23 protein-coding genes are annotated in these 17,439 nt (G+C 70.2%); 22 read left to right on the top strand and 1 reads right to left on the bottom strand.

Translation table 11 applies throughout. The annotated features are described in order from the left end of the window. Position 1 precedes the first annotated feature (1 nt). From M2302_RS01330 to M2302_RS01270, 13 genes are all read left to right on the top strand, one after another. A complete protein-coding gene (locus tag M2302_RS01330) occupies positions 2-343 on the top strand; it encodes a hypothetical protein (RefSeq protein WP_280836132.1) in 342 nt (113 codons plus the stop codon). Further along, complete coding sequence (locus M2302_RS01325) at positions 343-3,165, top strand: hypothetical protein (RefSeq protein ID WP_280836131.1); 2,823 nt, start codon at positions 343-345, stop codon at positions 3,163-3,165. Before M2302_RS01330 ends, M2302_RS01325 begins: the two co-directional genes overlap by 1 nt. Then, positions 3,166-4,119, top strand: a complete 954-nt coding sequence (locus M2302_RS01320) for a hypothetical protein (RefSeq protein ID WP_280836130.1) — start codon at positions 3,166-3,168, stop codon at positions 4,117-4,119. Between the two features lie 3 nt (positions 4,120-4,122). Beyond that, positions 4,123-5,319 carry a siphovirus ReqiPepy6 Gp37-like family protein gene (locus M2302_RS01315; RefSeq protein WP_348529393.1) on the top strand — a complete coding sequence of 399 codons (1,197 nt, stop codon included), beginning with the start codon at positions 4,123-4,125 and terminating at the stop codon, positions 5,317-5,319. Next, the gene (locus M2302_RS01310; RefSeq protein ID WP_280836129.1) at positions 5,319-6,233 is read left to right on the top strand and encodes a hypothetical protein; all 915 of its coding nucleotides are present in this window, start codon (positions 5,319-5,321) and stop codon (positions 6,231-6,233) included. The genes M2302_RS01315 and M2302_RS01310 overlap by 1 nt, the downstream gene beginning before the upstream one ends. 42 nt (positions 6,234-6,275) lie before the next feature. Beyond that, positions 6,276-7,970, top strand: a complete 1,695-nt coding sequence (locus tag M2302_RS01305; RefSeq protein ID WP_280836128.1) for an SGNH/GDSL hydrolase family protein — start codon at positions 6,276-6,278, stop codon at positions 7,968-7,970. A gap of 60 nt (positions 7,971-8,030) precedes the next feature. Continuing rightward, the gene (locus M2302_RS01300) at positions 8,031-8,303 is read left to right on the top strand and encodes a hypothetical protein (RefSeq protein WP_280836127.1); all 273 of its coding nucleotides are present in this window, start codon (positions 8,031-8,033) and stop codon (positions 8,301-8,303) included. A gap of 4 nt (positions 8,304-8,307) precedes the next feature. Beyond that, positions 8,308-9,201: a hypothetical protein gene (locus M2302_RS01295; protein WP_280836126.1), complete on the top strand. Its 894-nt coding sequence runs from the start codon at positions 8,308-8,310 to the stop codon at positions 9,199-9,201. Next, complete coding sequence (locus tag M2302_RS01290) at positions 9,201-9,524, top strand: hypothetical protein (RefSeq protein ID WP_280836125.1); 324 nt, start codon at positions 9,201-9,203, stop codon at positions 9,522-9,524. The genes M2302_RS01295 and M2302_RS01290 overlap by 1 nt, the downstream gene beginning before the upstream one ends. Before the next feature lie 7 nt (positions 9,525-9,531). After that, complete coding sequence (locus M2302_RS01285) at positions 9,532-9,723, top strand: hypothetical protein (RefSeq protein WP_280836124.1); 192 nt, start codon at positions 9,532-9,534, stop codon at positions 9,721-9,723. Then, a complete protein-coding gene (locus M2302_RS01280; protein ID WP_280836123.1) occupies positions 9,716-10,054 on the top strand; it encodes a hypothetical protein in 339 nt (112 codons plus the stop codon). Before M2302_RS01285 ends, M2302_RS01280 begins: the two co-directional genes overlap by 8 nt. Before the next feature lie 227 nt (positions 10,055-10,281). Further along, positions 10,282-10,533: a holin gene (locus tag M2302_RS01275; protein WP_280836122.1), complete on the top strand. Its 252-nt coding sequence runs from the start codon at positions 10,282-10,284 to the stop codon at positions 10,531-10,533. A 116-nt stretch (positions 10,534-10,649) separates the two neighbouring features. After that, complete coding sequence (locus M2302_RS01270) at positions 10,650-10,967, top strand: hypothetical protein (protein WP_280836121.1); 318 nt, start codon at positions 10,650-10,652, stop codon at positions 10,965-10,967. Positions 10,968-11,211: 244 nt separating this feature from the next. On the opposite strand, the gene M2302_RS01265 is transcribed toward M2302_RS01270, so the two are convergent. Continuing rightward, the gene (locus M2302_RS01265) at positions 11,212-11,478 is read right to left on the bottom strand and encodes a hypothetical protein (RefSeq protein ID WP_280836120.1); all 267 of its coding nucleotides are present in this window, start codon (positions 11,476-11,478) and stop codon (positions 11,212-11,214) included. 164 nt (positions 11,479-11,642) lie between these two features. Here M2302_RS01265 and M2302_RS01260 point away from each other — a divergent pair, with 164 nt between their 5' ends. The 9 genes from M2302_RS01260 to M2302_RS01220 all read left to right on the top strand — a co-directional run bounded on the left by M2302_RS01260 (position 11,643) and on the right by M2302_RS01220 (position 17,366). Beyond that, a complete protein-coding gene (locus M2302_RS01260; protein ID WP_280836119.1) occupies positions 11,643-11,867 on the top strand; it encodes a hypothetical protein in 225 nt (74 codons plus the stop codon). Then, complete coding sequence (locus tag M2302_RS01255; RefSeq protein WP_280836118.1) at positions 11,864-12,088, top strand: hypothetical protein; 225 nt, start codon at positions 11,864-11,866, stop codon at positions 12,086-12,088. The genes M2302_RS01260 and M2302_RS01255 overlap by 4 nt, the downstream gene beginning before the upstream one ends. Then, positions 12,088-12,426, top strand: coding sequence for a hypothetical protein (locus tag M2302_RS01250; RefSeq protein WP_280836117.1), 339 nt, complete (start codon positions 12,088-12,090; stop codon positions 12,424-12,426). The genes M2302_RS01255 and M2302_RS01250 overlap by 1 nt, the downstream gene beginning before the upstream one ends. Beyond that, on the top strand, positions 12,423-13,460 hold the full coding sequence (locus M2302_RS01245) for a hypothetical protein (RefSeq protein ID WP_280836116.1): 1,038 nt from the start codon (positions 12,423-12,425) through the stop codon (positions 13,458-13,460). The genes M2302_RS01250 and M2302_RS01245 overlap by 4 nt, the downstream gene beginning before the upstream one ends. Next, positions 13,460-15,184 carry a DUF87 domain-containing protein gene (locus M2302_RS01240; protein ID WP_280836115.1) on the top strand — a complete coding sequence of 575 codons (1,725 nt, stop codon included), beginning with the start codon at positions 13,460-13,462 and terminating at the stop codon, positions 15,182-15,184. The genes M2302_RS01245 and M2302_RS01240 overlap by 1 nt, the downstream gene beginning before the upstream one ends. After that, positions 15,181-15,441, top strand: a complete 261-nt coding sequence (locus M2302_RS01235; protein ID WP_280836114.1) for a hypothetical protein — start codon at positions 15,181-15,183, stop codon at positions 15,439-15,441. Before M2302_RS01240 ends, M2302_RS01235 begins: the two co-directional genes overlap by 4 nt. Positions 15,442-15,505: 64 nt before the next feature. Beyond that, on the top strand, positions 15,506-15,922 hold the full coding sequence (locus M2302_RS01230) for a winged helix-turn-helix domain-containing protein (protein ID WP_280836113.1): 417 nt from the start codon (positions 15,506-15,508) through the stop codon (positions 15,920-15,922). Positions 15,923-16,125: 203 nt separating this feature from the next. After that, positions 16,126-16,515 (top strand): hypothetical protein, encoded by a 390-nt coding sequence (locus M2302_RS01225; protein ID WP_280836112.1) that lies wholly within the window; start codon positions 16,126-16,128, stop codon positions 16,513-16,515. Positions 16,516-16,943: 428 nt separating this feature from the next. Beyond that, positions 16,944-17,366, top strand: a complete 423-nt coding sequence (locus M2302_RS01220) for an HPF/RaiA family ribosome-associated protein (RefSeq protein WP_280836111.1) — start codon at positions 16,944-16,946, stop codon at positions 17,364-17,366. Positions 17,367-17,439: the final 73 nt, after the last annotated feature.

The following is a 17,439-nucleotide window of genomic DNA, read 5'->3' as shown; positions in this document are numbered from 1 at the left end:
CGTGGACGTCGACAACCGGGGCATCCCGCAGGACGTGTTGGTCGCCCTCTCCGAGCTGCCCGAGGTGCAGAAGGAGATGCGGGCGGTGGCGTCGGCCATCGCCCGGGATGCCCGGCAGCTCGCACCGGTGGAGTCTGGGCAGCTCAAGGGCAAGGGCATCGGCATCGAGAAAATCGAGGACGACGCCACTGGCCTCGTCTACTACGGCGTGGGCTGGACTCGTGCCGGCTGGTACGGGTGGCTGGTCGAGGCGGGCCATGAGGACGCCGAGCCCCGGCCGCATCTGGTTCCGGCGGCGATCAAGCACGGCGCACGGGGCGGCTTGACGGGGGGCATCAGCTGATGACGATCCTGCGCAACGCGTTCGTCAAGGTCACCCCCGACACCAGCAAGTTCGACAAGGAACTCAAGGACAAGCTTCGCAACGTCAAGGCTGACGAGCCGGCAGAGAAGGTCGGCAAGTCGTTCTCGTCGACACTGACCCGGCGCATCGACCGGGAGCTGAAGGCGTTCGACCTGCCCACGCTCGACCTCAAGGGCGACCCGTCGGGCGTCATCAAGGCGATCGAGGCCTCACGCGGTCGGCTGGAGAAGCTGCGTGACGACGCCGACAACATCGAGCTGCGGATCAAGGCGAACAAGGCCCTCGGGGACCTGGACAGCTTCCGCAAGTCCGTTGGCGACACGGGCCCGAGCCTCGGGGCGACCCTTGGCGTGTCGACCAGCCAGGGCTTCTTCGCCAGCCTGTCGGGGTCGTTCAAGAACCCGCCGCCGGCGGTGTTCGCCGGCGCGGGTGTGCTCGCCGCGGCGCTGACCCCCACGCTCGCCGCAGGCGTGTCCGGTGCGATCGTCGGCGGCGTCGGCGTCGGTGGCGTGATCGGCGGCGTGACCCTGGCGGCCCGCGACCAGCGGGTCAAGTCGGCCGGCGCGTCGCTGGGCGCGTTCATCCTCGGCGACCTGGAGGACCGCGCTGCCGGGTTCGTGCCGGTGGTCCTGGACGGCATAGGCGATATCCGCGCTGGCTGGAGTGACCTCGGCCCTGACCTGGATCGGATCTTCGCGTCGTCGCGGTTCGTGGATCCGCTGGTGTCGGGGGCGGTGTCGGGTGGCAAGAAGCTGATCGCCGGCCTTGCTGACGCGGTGGACAAGGCTGACCCGGTGGTCGGGTCGTTCGCCGCCGCGTTCGACCGGATCGGTGACGCCGCCGGTGACACCCTGTCCACGTTGGCGGAGGACGCCGACGAGGGCGCCTCGGCCATCGACGACCTGTCGCAGGCCTTGTCGAACCTGATCCGCGTGAGCGGCGGGATCGTGCACGCGGGCGCGACCGTCAAGGGCTGGTCGGACGAGCTGGACGTGGCCATCGACAAGGGCCGGTACTGGCTTGAGGACATGCGGTACTACCGCGAATGGCTGGACATTACGGCGGACGGGTTCAGCAAGGGCAGCAAGGAGGCCGAGGCGTGGCGGAAGGCCACCATCGGCACGGCGGAGGCGGCCGACTTCGCGACGTTGAAGGCCGCTGGCCTGACCGACGCGGAGATCGCCGGAGCGGACGCTTCGGGCACCTACATGTCCCGCCTGGACGAGGTCAACGGGGTGCTCGGCAAGGCCGCGACCCTCTACACCGACACGACCACCGCCGCGGACAAGCTAAAGGAGCGCACCGCGCTGCTCGGTGAGGTGCAGTCGGTCGCGGCGCAGGAGATGGATGCGCTGCTGACCCGCACCGGTGCGGTGACCGGGGCGATGGACGCGCAGCGGACCATGGCGGACCTGCTGCGCACGGCCCACGACAAGATGTACGGCTCGGTCATCTCGGCCAGCGAGGCGAACGAGGGTTACCAGGCGTCGTGGGACGACCTGTCGGTGGCGGTGGAGAAGAACGGCGGCAGCCTGAGCATCAACACCGCGAAGGGCCGCGACAACCGCGACGCGCTGCAGGAGCTGCTGGGCCGCACGAACGACCTGTTCTATGCGGAGATCGAGACCGGCACGTCGGTCGAGGGTGCGACGAAGAAGCACCAGGAGCGCATCAAGGCAGTCAAGGAGGAGGCGCGGCGGCTTGGTCTGAACAAGACCGAGACCGAGAAGCTGATCGCCGTGTACGGGCAGATCCCGCCGAAGAAGGGCACGGATCTGTTCCTGGAGGGCATGGAGCGGCTCGGCCGGCAGCTGACCGACCTGTACATCTTCCAGCGGTCGCTGGCCACCGGCCGCACTCTGGCGCAGGTCCGCTCGGACCTGTTCGGCGGCTACGCCGGCGACCCGCGGGTGTTCAAGGCCGAGGGTGGTCCGATCCCTGGCCATTCGCCGACGGACACCGCCGACAACATCCCCATCATGGCGACGGCCGACGAGTACATGATCCGCCGGCCGGCGGCGCGGAAGCTGGGTAGGCCGGCGCTGGACTACATCAACCAGCACGGTGCCCTGCCTCCGCTGCGCGGCTACGCCACGGGCGGGCTGATCGAGCAGCTCGGGGGCCGGGACTGGGGCAGCCGGATGCGGTACCCGGTGGACGTGTCCGACTCGTACGTCATGTCGAAGTCGGACGCGGCGAAGAAGGTCGTGGCGGCGCCGCCGGCGGGTGGGGCGACCGCCCCGTGGATGGTGCAGGTGCTGCGGCAGGCGTTCCCCGCGCTGTCGCTGATCTCTGGGTTCCGGCCGGGTGCGACGACGCTGTCGGGCAGCCAGTCGTATCACGCCTTGAACCGGGCGGTGGACTACGCGCCGAACCGGGACATGGCCCGCTGGGTGTTCACCAACTACCGGGCGCGGACGAAGGAGTTCATCTCCCCGTTCCAGGAGTACAACCTGCTCAACGGCAGTCCGCACCGGTACACCGGCAGCGTGTGGGCGCAGCACAACTTCGCTGGTGGCAACGCCCACAACCACTGGGCGATGGCCAACGGCGGTGTCATCCCGGAGCCGGTGTTCGGTGTCGGGGCGAGTGGCCGCACCTACTCCTTCGCGGAGCGGGGCCCGGAGACGGTGGTGCCGAACGGCGGGGCGATGCGCCTGCATCCCTCCGACCTGGCGGCGCTGGCCGGCGCTCGTGGGGAGACGCATTACCACCTGCACGACTCGCAGGCGACCATCGCGCAACTGGAGGCGCTGCAGCACCGGCAGGCGCTGCGGGCCAGGTTCGGGAGGAGCCGGTAGATGCCGCTGCTGGTGTCGGCCACGACGGTCGAGTTTGCCCCGGTCGTTGTCGACGAGCCGCGGGTCATCACCCCCGAGTTCGATACTCGGGTTCCGCGCTTCTCGTGGATCGCCCCGGATGGGCAGGAGTGGCCGTTGGACAGCCCCCAGTTGGGTTGGTTCACGCCGAGGGGTCGGGCTGGGTTGGGGGCGGCGCCGGTCGAGCAGGTCGCCGATCCGCATCCGCGGGGCGGGTCCCGGGTGAGGCACATCCAGCCGCAGGCGCGGGTGGTGACGTGGCCGCTGTTCGTGGAGGGCGTCAGTCACCTGCAGTTCGTGGAGCGGTGGCGGGCGTTGACGCGGGCGTTCACGTCTACCCGGCGGTTGGGTCCGGGGCGGTTGCGGGTGATGCGCCCGGATGGCACTGCGCGGGAGATTGAGGCGTTCTACCAGGGCGGCTTTGATGGGGAGCCGGGGTGGGGTCACACGTTCGACCAGGCGGTGCTGAGCCTGTACTGCGAGGACCCTTTCTGGCGGGCGACGGAGCCGATCAGTCTGCCGTATGGCAACGGGGCTGCGGTGAGCTACCTGGACCCGCATTTGACGGTGTCGCCGTCGTCGGTGCTCGGGTCGACCGTGGCGGTCAACGGGGGGGATGTGGAGGCGTGGCCGGTGTGGTCGATTACCGGGCCGGCGTCGGTGGTTGTCGCGACGAACGTGACGACGGGTGAGAGTTTCACCTTCACGCCGGTCGGGGGGGCGCTCACTGCGGGGCAGACGGCGACGATCACGACGGATCCGCCGGCCGTGCGGGGCCCGGCCGGGCAGAACTGGTCGGGCGGCGCTCTGAACTGGCCCGGCGCGGTGTTGTGGGGCTTGCAGCCCGGCCTGAACGACGTGACTTTCTCGGTGTCGGGGTCCGGTGCCGCCACGAACATCACCTTGTCGTACGTGCCTCGATATGAAACGGCGTAGCGCATGCCTTTGATGCAGTCCCGGCCGGCCGGAATCGCCATCCTGATCACTGACCGGAACCTCAACGTGCTCGGTGACCCGATCGCCAACTGGACGAGCCTTGAGGTGACGCTGCGGTTCAACGAGCCGTCGTCGGGGCAGTTCACCGCGCCGGCGTCGCCGGAGCTGATCGCCCTGATTTCGGGTGACGAGGTTGACGCCGCCCGCCGGGTGGTGGTCGTCCGCGACGGCCAGGTGTTCGTGGCTGGGCCGATCGAGCAGGCCGGCCCGCAGCGGTGGGCGGTCGACGGGGCGGACAGCGAACCGGGAACGGTGACGGTGCAGTTCGCCGATGATCTGGCGTTGGTGGCGACCCGGTTGACGTATCCGACGCCGTCGGCGGTGGCGTGGGCGCAGACCACGACCGCCCGCTGGACGGCGACGGGTAACGCCGAGGACATCATGCGCAGCCTCGTTGACCTCAACGTCGGCCCTGGCGCGCTGGCGGTGAGGCGGCTGCCGAAGCTGATCCTCGGCGTCGACCAGGGGGTCGGTTCGTCCGTCACGTTCGGGACGAGGTTCGAGCCGCTGTGCGACGCGCTGCGGTCCGTGGCCATCGCCGGCGGTGGTTTGGGTTTCCGCACGCAGCAGGTCGGCACGGACGTCGAGTTTCAGGTGTTCCAGCCGGTGGACCGGACCGGGTCGGTGCGGTTCTCGCCCGGGCTGGGGAACCTGCGTTCGTATTCGTACGAGCCGGCCGCGCCGACCGCGACTGCTGTGATCGTTGGCGGCAAGGACGTCGGCACGAGCCGGGTCATCGTCGAGCGGGTCGACACGGCCGGGGTGAACCGCTGGTGGCGGATGGAGACGTTCCGCGATCAGCGTCAGTCCGACGACACGACCACGTCGACATCCGAGCTGCAGCAGGCCGCCTACGAGGCGCTGGTGAAGGGCGCGGCGATGTCGCGGCTGGTGACGGTCACCGTCGACACACCCGATCAGCGATACGGGGTGCATTACGGCCTTGGTGATCGGGTGTCGGTGGAGTTGGCGTCGGGTGCGGAGGTCGCTGACGTGGTCCGTGAGGCGAACCTGCGGATCTCCCCGGACGGTGGTGAGCAGGTGACTGTGCTCGTCGGTTCGCAGGACGCAACGAGCGACCCGGTCTGGTCGCGGCACATCGCGGTGGAGCGGCGTATGCACAGATTGGAGACCATCTGATGGCGGAGCTGTCGTATCCGAACCCGTCGGTGACGCAGGTGCAGCATGAGCGGCTGATGGGTGGCGGTTCGGCGTCGGGGGTGTTCGGTCATCCCGCTGACGCGCCGGTGGTGTTCGCGCCGGGCAGCGGCACCAGGGAGGTGCGGTTGCGGGCGAACCGACGGGCCCTCGTCGAGGGGTATGGGTGGGAGAGCGACGACACCGAGGTGGTCCTGCCATCGTTGGCCGCGAACTCGTCGGGGTCGACGCGGGTGGATTTGGTGGTGTTGCGGCTGGATCGGGCCGCGTGGACGGTGCGGGCGGCGGTGGTGCCGGGCACCCCGGGTGCGGGTGCTCCGTCGCCGTCGTACTCCACGGGCACGTCGGGGACGTGGGAGTTGCCGCTGGCTGAGGTGACTGTCGATTCGGGTGCGACGACGATCGCGGGCTCGAAGGTGAAGAGCCGTGCTTGGTATGTCGGCTCGGACGGGCAGATCCGCTGCACGCCTGACACCCGTCCGCCGCATGAGGCGGGTCGGGTGATCTGGGAGCATCCGACGGGCGCCGAGTTCGTGTCGAGCGGCACGTCGTGGATGCCGGTCGCGAGTGACGCCTCCGGCACCATCACCGCCCCGACCGGGTTCAGCCACAGCGGTGTGGTGCTGCACCGCCGTAACGGGATGGTGACGGTCGCGCTCACGTTCTGGCGGCCCGCTGCGGCGCTCAACGCGAACACCGAGTACAAGGTGGGCACGGTGCAGGACGGGTTCCGGCCTGTGAAGCAGACCCCGTCTGTGGGCATCTGCCCGTCCAACCAGTCGGTGCTGACCTACTCGGTCGACACCAACGGTGTAGTGCTGATCAACCCGGGTGCGCAGTCCATCCCGGCTAACCGGTCGTGTGTGCTCGCCTCCATGACCTATCCCCACGCCTAGCAAGGGAGCGCCACGTTGGCACGGTATTGGTTCGGCGGTGGAGTGTCCGACTGGACGTTCATCAATGGCGACGACGCGACGGTGGGGGAGGTTACCGGGAAGAACGCCGTCGTGGTGGGTGGCGTGACGATCGCGTTCTGGTCGGCGGAGACGGGCGGATCTCAGTACACGGATCTCCTGGATTCCGACGGCGTGGCGGTTCCCGTGATCGTTTCCGCCGATGGGGCGACGGCGAGGGCGGCGGGGCAGATCCCGCCGTTCCAGGGGCCCGATGGGGTGACCGAGGTGTGGGCGTCCGCGAACGGTGGACCCCGGTCCCGGATGGTCGCCAACATCGGCGGCGACTTCGTGACGGTCGAGCAGCGTGTCTCCGCGGTGGAGGGTGTGGCCGGGGCGGCGGAAACCCCGGCGGGGGCGCAGGCCAAAGCTGACGCGGCGGAGGCGGCGGCCCAATCAGCGGCGGCGACCGACGCCACGACCAAGGCCGACGCGGCGCAGGCGGCGGCTATCGCGGCGTCGGCGTCGCGGCCGGCCGCGTTCCAGCGGGGGCACCGATGGGCGTTCATCGGCGACTCCATCACCAACGGATCGGCCGCCAGCAACTTCAGCTACTCGTACGCCTCACGGGCCATCGCCCTGGCTGGGCACAACCTCATCCGCCCCGACTCGTTCGAGGCCGGCGTGCCGGGTGAGCGCAGTGACCAGATGCTGGCACGGCTGGCTGCGGTGGAGGCATCGGGGGCGACATCGTTCGTGGTCTTGGCCGGGACGAACGACGCCGGCCAGGGCGTGTCGGTGACCTCCTACGCCAGCACCATGACGCAGATCATCACCCGTCTACGCGCCCTCGGGCAGGTGCTGGTGGGGACCGTCCCGCCACGTGGAGCGAGTGACCCGGCGGCGTTCCACACCGCCATCGATGGATACAACGCATGGTTGCGCGTGTTCGCGCCGCTGCTCGGCGCGCAGGTCGTGGACGTGTGGGGGGCGCTGGTCGACACCACAACGGGCCGGCTCCCGGCCGCGTACGACTCGGGTGACGGCACCCACCCGAACACCCTCGGTCATCTGCGGATGGCCCGCGTCGTAGCGGCGGCGATCCGTGCCAGCGGCCCAGCCTGGCCGGGCTGGGTTACCTCGGAGGGGCAGCCCGGCAACTACATCACCGACGCGCTGTGCGACTCCGGTACGGTCCGCCCGTCAGGCTGGTTCGAGTGGCCGAGCGGCACCGGCACCCCGCCCACATATTCCCTGGTGACAGATACGACCGGCCGTCTCCCGGCGGGCAAGTGGGCGACGGTGGACATCAACGCGGCGGCGGCGACCTCTCGGGTACTGTCGTCGCCTGCGATCCCCGTGACCGCTGGTGACCGGCTGGCGTTGTGCCTGCTGGCCGAGGTTGACGACCTGTCCGGGGACTGGGAGGCGACCGCCAACGCCGCTACCGCCTGGAATGCCCGAGTGGTCAACCAGACAGGTGCGGCCATCGCCTCCGCGCGCACGACTCGCGCAGTGGGATACAGCGTCGTCGCGGGAACGTACCGGATGCCGCCTCTGCTGTGGCCGTTCACCCTGCCTGCTGGCACCACGAGCGCAAATATCTGGCTGGAGCACACCCTGTCGGCCGGGCAGCACTACACCTTCCGGTACGGCTGCATCGGCCTGATCAACCTGACGACCCTGGGGATGCAGTCGCTGCTCGATTTCGGCAGCAACTCGATGGTCTCGCTGGCCTGACCCACGCCATTTTCGAGAGGGGCCGCATTGCCTCTGTCCACAGGCAGCCGAGGAGCGCCCGTGACCATCCGCGTTGACTTCGACCAGCCCAGCTACGGGCCCGACGACCCCATCCGCTTCCAGGTCGTGGTGGAGGGGGAACCGGCGACCGTGACCCGCGATGTGACGTTCACCGGTGAGGTGACCCTGCCGGCGCAGGCACCGCAGCAGGTGTCCGCCACCACCCAGATCGTGGAGGGCACCGTCTACGGGCCGTTCACCGCGCCCGGCTACGACGTGGCGCAGGACCCGACCGACCCGACCCAGTACACGGCCACACCGAACGGGGGCTGAGCCGATGACCGGCGCCCCCGCGAATCTGCTGGCCGCCCGCCGGCTGCTTCTCGACCACCTGAACATGTCGTCCGAGTCCCGCAGCGCGGACCTGGAACCGGCGGAGGTCGGCATCGTCGGCGACCCTGCTCACCGCGGGGGTTACCACTGCGGCGCCGACCGGGTGGTGACCAACGACTACTCGGTGGTGGAGTCGTCGCGGGACCGCACCGGGCTGACCGACTACGCCTCCGCGCTGGACGTCGGCGACTTCAGCGTCTCCGTCGCGGGGAAGCGGCACACGCTGGCCAGCTTCTCGATGTGGCTGGTCGCGCAGTGCAAGGCCGGCAGCGCCGACACCCGGGACATCCGCGAGGTCATCTACAGCCCGGACGGGGTGGTCGTCCGCCGGTGGGACCGCCTCGGCCGGCGCACGACGGGCGACAGCTCGCATCGCTGGCACACGCACATCTCCTACCACCGCGACGCCATCAAGGCTGGCCGCGACCAGTCGGCGGTGTTCCGCCGCTACCTCACCTACATCGGCCTCATCAAGGCCCCGACCGTGGAGGACGACATGTCGGAGAAGGCCAGCCAGGTCATCGAGGCGTGGGCCGTCGGGAAGACCGCCACGCCCACCGGCGCGACCGTGGAGCCGGTGAAGTGGCGCATCCGCGACGAGGCCTGGCAGCGACGGGTCGACGGCCTCCTGGTCGCGCTCGCCGCCAGCGTCGAGGGCCTCGACATGGACGCCGTCCTACGACGCCTCGACGAGCACGCCGCCGCCGAAGCCAGCCGCGACGCCGAGCTGCGCGCCCTGGTGCAGGCCAGCCAGTCCGGGGAGCTGACCGCCGAGCAGGTGCTGACCAAGCTCCGCGACCTGCTCCCCGCCGGTGAGCCGGCCAACCCGACGCAGTAGTGGAATGGCTGCCCGCGGCCGTGGCGGGCGGTGGGCCGTGGGCGCTGCTGGGCGGCGTCGTCGTCACAGTCGTCGGGCTGCTGCTGAAGGGCATCCTGGTGCCCGGGCCGCAGGTCGACCGCATCGTCAAGGCATACGAGACGGTCATTGCGGCAAAGACAGACGACGTGACCGCGTGGAAGACCGCCCACGCCTTGGAGGTGGAGGCCAACAAAGTGCTCCGAGAGCAGAACGGCAAGCTGCTGGAGCACTCGGCCACGTCGGCGCAGGCCTGGCGGTCCATCAGCAAGGCTGCGGAGAGCCGAGCCGATGAGTCGACATAAACGGTGGATGCCGCCGGAGCATGACCCGGCGGAGCAGGAGAAGGCCCGCAGCGCCATTGCGGCGGCGGTGCGCCGGCTGAACTCGGTGATCGCCCGGCAGTCCGAGGTGGACCAGGCCGCGAAGACGCAGCGGCGGATCAGCTCGGAGAACCACTTGGCACCGAACATCGCGTCAGCGTTGGGGGCAAACCGTGACTGACTTCCTTGCCTGGCGCGGGTGGATCCACCTCGCCCTCGCGGCGTGCGTGGTCGGCCTCGGCCTGGCGGCGTCGTTCGTGGTCCGCTACCACTGGAAGACCGGCGGGGCGTGGCATCGGACGCCAGAGGGCCGGTGGACGCTGTACCGGCGCGCGGTGGAGTCGGCCCTGTTCGCGCTGACGCTGGTCAACTACTTCGCGCCCGGCTGGCCGGGCCGTAGGTTCGCGTCGTTCCTGCTGGTGACAGCGTTCGCGTTGCAGACGTACATCCCTCACCGGCTGCTGACCCGGGCGCAGCGGAAACGGGACCGGGAGGACGCCGGCCGCCGGTAGCTACCTGACGCGCCGGTGCTGATGCTCGTGCTGCGTCACGAGGCCGCACCCGGGCCGCTCGCACCGCCACTGGCGGCCCATCTCCCAGCACCCGTGCACCCGGCAGGCACCCCACGCCGGGGTCGTCTCCGTGTGCCCAGCAGGGCAAGGCCGGGGCACCTCGGCGATGCCATCCGGCGTCGACTCGTACAGCTGCACCCAACGACCGTACCCACAGGAGGCACACCATGTGGACCAGCACGTTCTGGAAGCAGGCCCTGGAACGGGCCGTCAAGACCTTCGCCCAGGGTGTGCTCGCCCTGCTCGCCGGTGACGGCCTGGGCGTCCTCAACGTCAACTGGGGCGACGTCGCCTCCGTCGGCGCCCTCGCCGCCATCGCGTCGATCCTCACCTCGCTGGTGTCCGCGCCCGTCGGCGAGGCGGACAGCCCGTCGGTGGTCGACATCCCGCCGCCTGGCCCGAACACGCCCCAGATGTAGCACCACCGCGCAGACTGCGGCCCCTCGCCTTCGGGTGAGGGGCCGCTCTTTCGTGTCCGTGGACGCTACAGTGGGCGGCCCACGTGCAGGTCCCTCACCTTCCCCGGGAGCCCTCGATGTCCAGCGCAGCCACCCCGCCCGGCAGACCGGACAGCCCGTTCCCCCCGGACGGCAGAGTCTGCATCGGCGCGTGGCCCGTCACCATGGACGACGCGATGGCCCACGCCACTGCGGCCGGCTTCCGCGCGACTCCCCGCAGCAGCCGGGACAAGGTCGTCGTGCAGCGGGACTGGAAGACCGCCGCCACGATCACCCCGACACCCGCCGGCGTGGTCGTGAAACGGGAGCTGACAGTCGCGCAACTAGCGATGGTCGGCGCCGTGCTGGTGCTGCTCATCGTCGTCCTCTTCGGGCCCGGCGTGGTCAGTCTCTGACCTCGGGACTCCGCGGGGAGGTCATGCCGCGCAGGGCGTCCTGCGGCGCCGCCCGGGCCAAGTAGTCCCGCCGCCAGCCGCGGCGTTGACGCCGGCACCGGCCGCACGCCCACGGCAGCAGCCACCACCGACCGCAACACCAGCACTTCACCCGGTCACCCCCTGCCAGCACCGTACCGACCAGCAGCAACGGAGAGGCCCCACCGTCCAGTCCGGGCGGTGGGGCCTTTCGTCGCGTCTGGGGTCAGGCGTCGGGCTTCGCGCCCTTGCCGCCGCCGGGCCGGCCTTCGGCGATCTGCTGGATGCGGTTGCGGTGCAGGCCCAACTCCTTGCCGATGTCCCCGTAGCTCATCTGCTGCTGCCTCATCTCAAGAACGGCGGCCTGCCGGATCTTCCGGAGACGTTCCTGCCAGGCCGGGACGGCGGCGAGGCGCACGCCTGCTTGTCTTGCCCGCTCAGCGGGGTCGGTGATGCGCTCAATGTCGTCAACGTCGGCCAACGGATTCTCCACCTCGTGATCGTAAGGGGTGCCCTTGCAAACGTGACTGTAGTGGGTACCTTGACGATCTGACAAGATACCCACTACATTCGGAAGGCGCCCACAACGAGGCAGCCCCCGACCAGCGATTGCAGCGCTGGCCGAGGGCCTCAGGACGACTGCGAAGGAGTCGACCCATGCCCATCATCAACTACACGGCCCAGGCCGCACAGCCCACCACCCGGTTCAAGCTGGAGGAACGCACCACCCGCGACGGCAAGGTGGAGTGCACCGGCATTGAGACCGGCTACGACCGCACCAGCGGCTTGCGCCGCTTCGACGCGAAGATCCGCCAGAACCCCAACCGGTACGGGGGTCGCCGCCGGCTGGTCCTCGTCGAGTCCGACGGGGGTGACCGGTGACGGGCTGGGAGTGGGTCGCGTTCATCCTCGCCGGCGGCATCGGCGTCCCCACCCTTGTCTTCCTGGGCGCCCGCGCCCTCGTCTACCGGCAGAGCGACCCACGACAGGGCCAGGAGTACCTGGCGTGGTTCCGCGCGCAGAAGGCCGCCGAGCACGACGAGGCGGTCCGCGCCGAGCTGGCCCGACAGACCGCCGCCCGGCGGAGGGAGCTGGTGCGCTGATGTGCGAAACCGTGCTGATCCCCTGCAACAAGGACCACACCGCCAGCGGCGGCGGCACCGTCGCGCTGGTCGACGCCATCGTCTTCGCCTGGAAGGTCGCCAAGGTGACGGGGCGGGCGACGGTCGACTTCGCCGTCGGGCTGGCCGTCATCGCCTTCGCGCTGTACCGCGCCACGCGTTGGACGGTGCGGGCCATCAAGCGGGCCTACCGCTGGTACACCACCCGGCCCGTCGTGCTCGACAGCCGTCAGCCGGTCGCCGCCGTCACCGCCACCCCCGACCCCGAGCAGTTCCTCTGGTCCGACCTGATGCAGAAGCGGGAGGCCAACGCCCGATGAGCACCAACCGCACCGTCCGCGTCTTCTACGCGGTCGTCCTCGCCACCGCCCTCGGCGGGTCCGTCACCGCCGCCGCGGCGTGGCTTGACGTGCCGTGGTGGGTGGCGGTCGGCCCCATCGCCGCCGCCGAGCTGGGTGGCGTCGTCCTCATGCGCCACGCCAACGACCGCCGCAAACTCGGCGAGCGGGCCTTCGCCGCCATGGGCCTGTCGTTCGCGTTCGCCGCCCTGGCCGTCGCCACCAACGTGCTCGGACACGCCCACATCGGCATGGCCGCGTTCTTCGGCGGGTTCTCCGCCCTCGGCTACCTCGTCTACCTGCTCATCCAGGGAGCCGAGCGCCGGGACGCACTCCGCGCCGCGGGGAAGCTGGAGGACACCGCCCCGGCGTACGGGGTGTGGCAGTGGGTCCGGCACCCCGGCATCACCCGCCGCGCCCGGCTACTCGCCCAGGCTGGCAGCCTTCCCCGGGGGGCGTCCCTCGCGGCGGCCCGGGAGCAGGTGCGGGCCGAGCGGCGGCAGAAGGCCATCGCCACCGCCCTCGACAAGCTGATCCGCGAGAAGGCCGGACCGGTCATGGCGGAGATCGCCGTCAACACGTACGACGTGGAGCACATCGCCCGGCGGATCGCCGAGCGGGCGGACCTCGACGGGTACGCGGCGCTCATCAGTGGCGACCTCACCCCGGCGAAGCTGGCGGGGGAGAAGCCCGCCATCAAGCCGCCACCTGGCGACACCCTGACCGCCGTCATGGACGCCACCACACCGACTGCCATCCGCACCGTCACCGACGCCGTCAGCGCCCCGTCACCGGCCCCTGTCATGACGACCATCAGGCGGCCCGCCAAGAAGCCGTCAGGGCGCCGTCAGATGACGGCCGCCGAGAAGGTCACCGCCGCCGTCACCAAGCTCGGCGCTGACGCCTCCCTGACGGCCCTCATGAAGGAAGCCGGCGTCAGCGAATCATCCGTCCTGCGCCACCGGCCCAAGCCGCCCGCCGCCGTCAACGGCCACCGCCACGCCCAGGAGGTCTGATGGTCAAGCACACCGTCATGCGGGTGACCTACCGCTACCTGTCGGGGCGGCCCCTCGATGGGCGCACCGGCTACCTGTACCTCAAGCGCGGCGCCGGCCGGCTCGCCGGGTGGCAGCGCCAGGCGTACCGAATCGGCGTACCGGCCGCAGCCGGAGTCGTCACCGCGTTCCCCGACCAGAGCCTCACCACCGCCAGCAGCGTCGCCGTGGTGGCGGTGTGGCGCGGCCGTCGCCGCATCGTCCGCCGCCGCTTCCACGCCGCGTACATCGCCCCCACCCTCGCCGCCATCACCCCGCCACTCGGCCTCCAGACCGGCGTGCAACTCCACGTCGACCCGTCGCTGGGCAACCTCACCCCGCGGCTGGCCAAGCCGCTGTCGCCCGCCGAGGAGCGGATGCGGCTGTGGTACGGCGAGCACGTCGAGCCGGTGGTGCGGTGGCTGCCGGAGCACCTCCAGCGCGGGCTGTGGGCGTTGCAGCGCAAGGCCCGACCGGTGACCTCGAAGCTGGAGGTGTTCCGCCGGCCAGCGCCGGAGTACGGACCGCGCATCGAGCTGACCATCGACAGCCCGTACCTGACCCGCGAGCAGCGGCAACTCGTCTCCTCCATCATCGGCAGCAAGATCCCCGTAGCCGATCTGGTGGAGTCGTGGGATCAGGTCGGCCCGAAGGTCCGCGCCCGGTGGACGGTCCGCAAACGCCCCCCGGCGCTCGTCGGACACGACCAGGTGGTCGAGCGGCTGCCCAAGCTGGCCGAGTGGGAGTTCTACATCGGCCAGGGCGCAGGGGACACGCCCGTGGTCATCTCCCTGCACGACGACTCCCCACACATCGCGGCGTCCGCCGGCAGCGGCGCCGGGAAGAGCGTCCTCGCGCAGCTGCTGGCCGTGCAGGTACTCGCCCGCGGCGGCCGGGTCACCATCCTCGACCGCAAGGGCTCCCACCGGTGGGCCGTCGGCCTGCCCGGCGTGGACTACTGCACCCGACCTGCGCAGATGCACGACGCGCTGATCCGCAAGGCGCAGAAGGCCGACGAGCGGAACACCCTCGCCCTGCACGAGCCGGAGGACTGGGACCCCGGCGAGCGGGAGCTGGTCATCTGCGAGGAGCTGAACGCCACCATCGGCCAGCTCACCAACTTCTGGGCGGAGGTGCGGGAGAAGAGCGACCCGAAGCGATCGCCGGCCATCGCGGCGCTCGCCGACCTGCTGTTCATGGGCCGCTCCGCCAAGGTGAACGTGTTCGCCATCGCGCAGATGCTCACCGCCCGGGCGATCGGCGGACCGGAGGCGCGCGAGAACTTCGGCATCCGCTTCCTGGCCCGCTACACCACCAACAACTGGAAGATGCTCGTCCCCGAGGCCGCCATGCCCCGCTCGTCGCGCACCCTCGGACGGTGGCAGGTCGTCATCGGCGGACGCGCCACCGAGGTGCAGGTCGCCTACCTGACCGTGAAGCAGGCCCGGGCGCTCGCTTGTCCCCGGTCCCCGGAGACATCGCAGGTAGAGGCGCTATCAAGGCCTGCCGGCGACTTCCTGACGCTGCGTGAGGCGGTGGATGCCGGCGTGCTCCCGTGGACGCACGCAGCAGCCAAGAAGCGTCTGCAGCGGAAGGTCGGCAGGGTGCCTCAGCCGCGCGGCAGGCGGGGGACCGCGGACCTGTACGCCCACGCGGATCTGGCCGCCTGGGCGGAGAGCGACAACAAGGCCGAGGCGGCGGCGTGAGGGACCTGATCGGGAAGGCGCCGTGGCAGGTGATGCTCGCCCTGGTCGTCATCGCCGTGCTGTTCTGCTACGGCGTCGACTGCTGGTGGCGGGAGTGGAAGCACTGCTGGTGCTGCAAGGGCAGCGCCCGGCACTACCGCAGCGACGGGAGGGTGTTCCGCGACTGCTGGTGGTGCCGGCGCACCCCGGGCCGGAAGCTGCGGGTGGGCCGTAAGCTGTGGAACCGGTTCGCGAAGGTCCGCAAAGCATCGGCCTGACCTCCAAATTGGGCTAGCTGGGTAGCCCACCAACACCCAGAACGCCGGGCCCTAGCCTGCCGGGGTGATCTACCCGGGGCAGGGCCCGGTCGGCTACCTGGAGCTGGCCGAAATCCTCCGCGCGCAGATCACCTCCGGGGAACTTCCACCCGGTCGGCGCCTGCCGTCGGAGACGATGCTCGCGCAGACGTACGGGGTGGCGCCGAAGACCGCCCGGGCTGCGCTGATGATGTTGCGGAACGAGGGCTTGGCGACCGCGGTGCGGGGCTACGGTGTGGTCGTGCGGGAGCACCCGGAGCCGGAGCTGGTGACGGTCGACGCGGACGATACGGTGTCGGCGCGGATGCCCTCACCAGCGGAGCGGGACACCTACGACATGCCTGAGGGTGTGCCGCTGATCCTGGTCATCCACGCGGACGGTTTGCAGGATCTGTACCCGGCGGACCGGTACAGGGTCGCGTTTCGGACAAGCCCCATCTGATCCAATCGGACCGATCTTGCACCGCGTAACAGCATGATCACTCATGTTTCGCTATCTGCGACATGCGACGAGATTATTTGACCTTGAAAGTACCCGGTACGTGAAACTTCCACGGCATGAACGACACGTGGGGAACCCGAGAGCAAACGTCCGACCGAGATCCCGGCCGTCTCCGCGCCGAACACGCCTACCTCCTCCTCGCCGTGTTCAGCATCAGCGCCGCCATCGTCCTCTACACCGTTGACGCCGAGTTGCACTTCGACGTCAACCGCGGCGCGTACGCCATCCTCGTCTCGTTCTTCATCGCCGGATACTGCGGCTGGCTGTCCCGCTCCGCCGAACGGCGCATGCGCCGCGTCGCGGTCGGCGAGCTGCGCCAGATGGCGGCGGCAGTCGACGAACTCCGCGAGCAAGTCGCCCGCCAGCGGACCGTATACCTGCCGACGCCCCGCCAACACGAGGGGCATCGGTACGTCGGGGCTGTGGCCGTCGGAGCGGAGGACGACACGACGCACGCCAGCGGCATCGACCCCGCCAGCATCGACGCCCTCCGCCGGATCAACACCCGGCTCCGCAGCGTCGACCACGAATAACCGCAGGTCGGGGGATGGTCGACGATGATGGGCGTTAGCCATCTCCGACGATCGTGACGTAGGTATCGAACATCGTCCCCTCCCAGGGGTTTCAGGGCCTGCCGTGGCGAGTCGACTCGGTGCCGAGCCTGGCCGGGTGGGCGCCGCGCCACGAGTGGACCGGCCGGGCCTGTGGACGACGAGACCGCCCTGTGGACAAGAACCTGATCAAGGGCCCGGTCTGCTAGGGCCGGGCGGCCCTGGGTGGCCGTACCGGGTGTGACCAGGATCGGAAGGCGGGGTCGCCCGGCGTGGGAACGGCTCCGGCTGGGTATGGATTTGATCAACCGAGAGCCAGCACGGCACGAGGTTCGATGAGAAAGGTCAGTGACGATGATTCTCAGCTCGCGTACCACCGGCCCCGTCCGCACCGAGCGGGAGGTGCGGCGATGAGCGCGGTGACCAACCCGGCGACCGTTGCCGAGTGCCTGCGCGTCGGCGCCGGTTTCTCCCAGGGCGACCGGAACTGGATCGTGGAGCAGTTCGCGACCCTGGACGCGCGGCTGGCCGCGTTCCACGCCGACGCCACCGAGCTCGAGTTGTCGGTGAAGGACCGCGAGGCGCGCGGGCAGAAGGTCACGCTGGAGTGCTGGATCGCCGGTCGGCAGAAGATCGTCACCACCTCCAGCGAGGAGGACCTGCGCGCGGCGCTCCACGACGTCCGCGACGACCTGCGCCGGCGGCTCAACGACGCCAAGACGCGCCAGGAGCCCCGGCACAACAAGCACATCCGGGAGATCGGCCAGCCCGGCCCCGACCAGGTGGCCGACGCCGACGCCGACCTCGAACGGGTCGACGCCGAGACGGCCTGAGACCACGCCTCGACCGTCCCCGTCCACCGGCGCGGTCGGACGGGGACGGCAACGGGGGGCTACCGCCCGGTAG

This window comes from Micromonospora sp. A200, assembly GCF_029893845.1.
Taxonomy (GTDB): domain Bacteria; phylum Actinomycetota; class Actinomycetes; order Mycobacteriales; family Micromonosporaceae; genus Micromonospora; species Micromonospora purpureochromogenes.
This window is presented reverse-complemented; position numbering and strand designations above follow the sequence as displayed.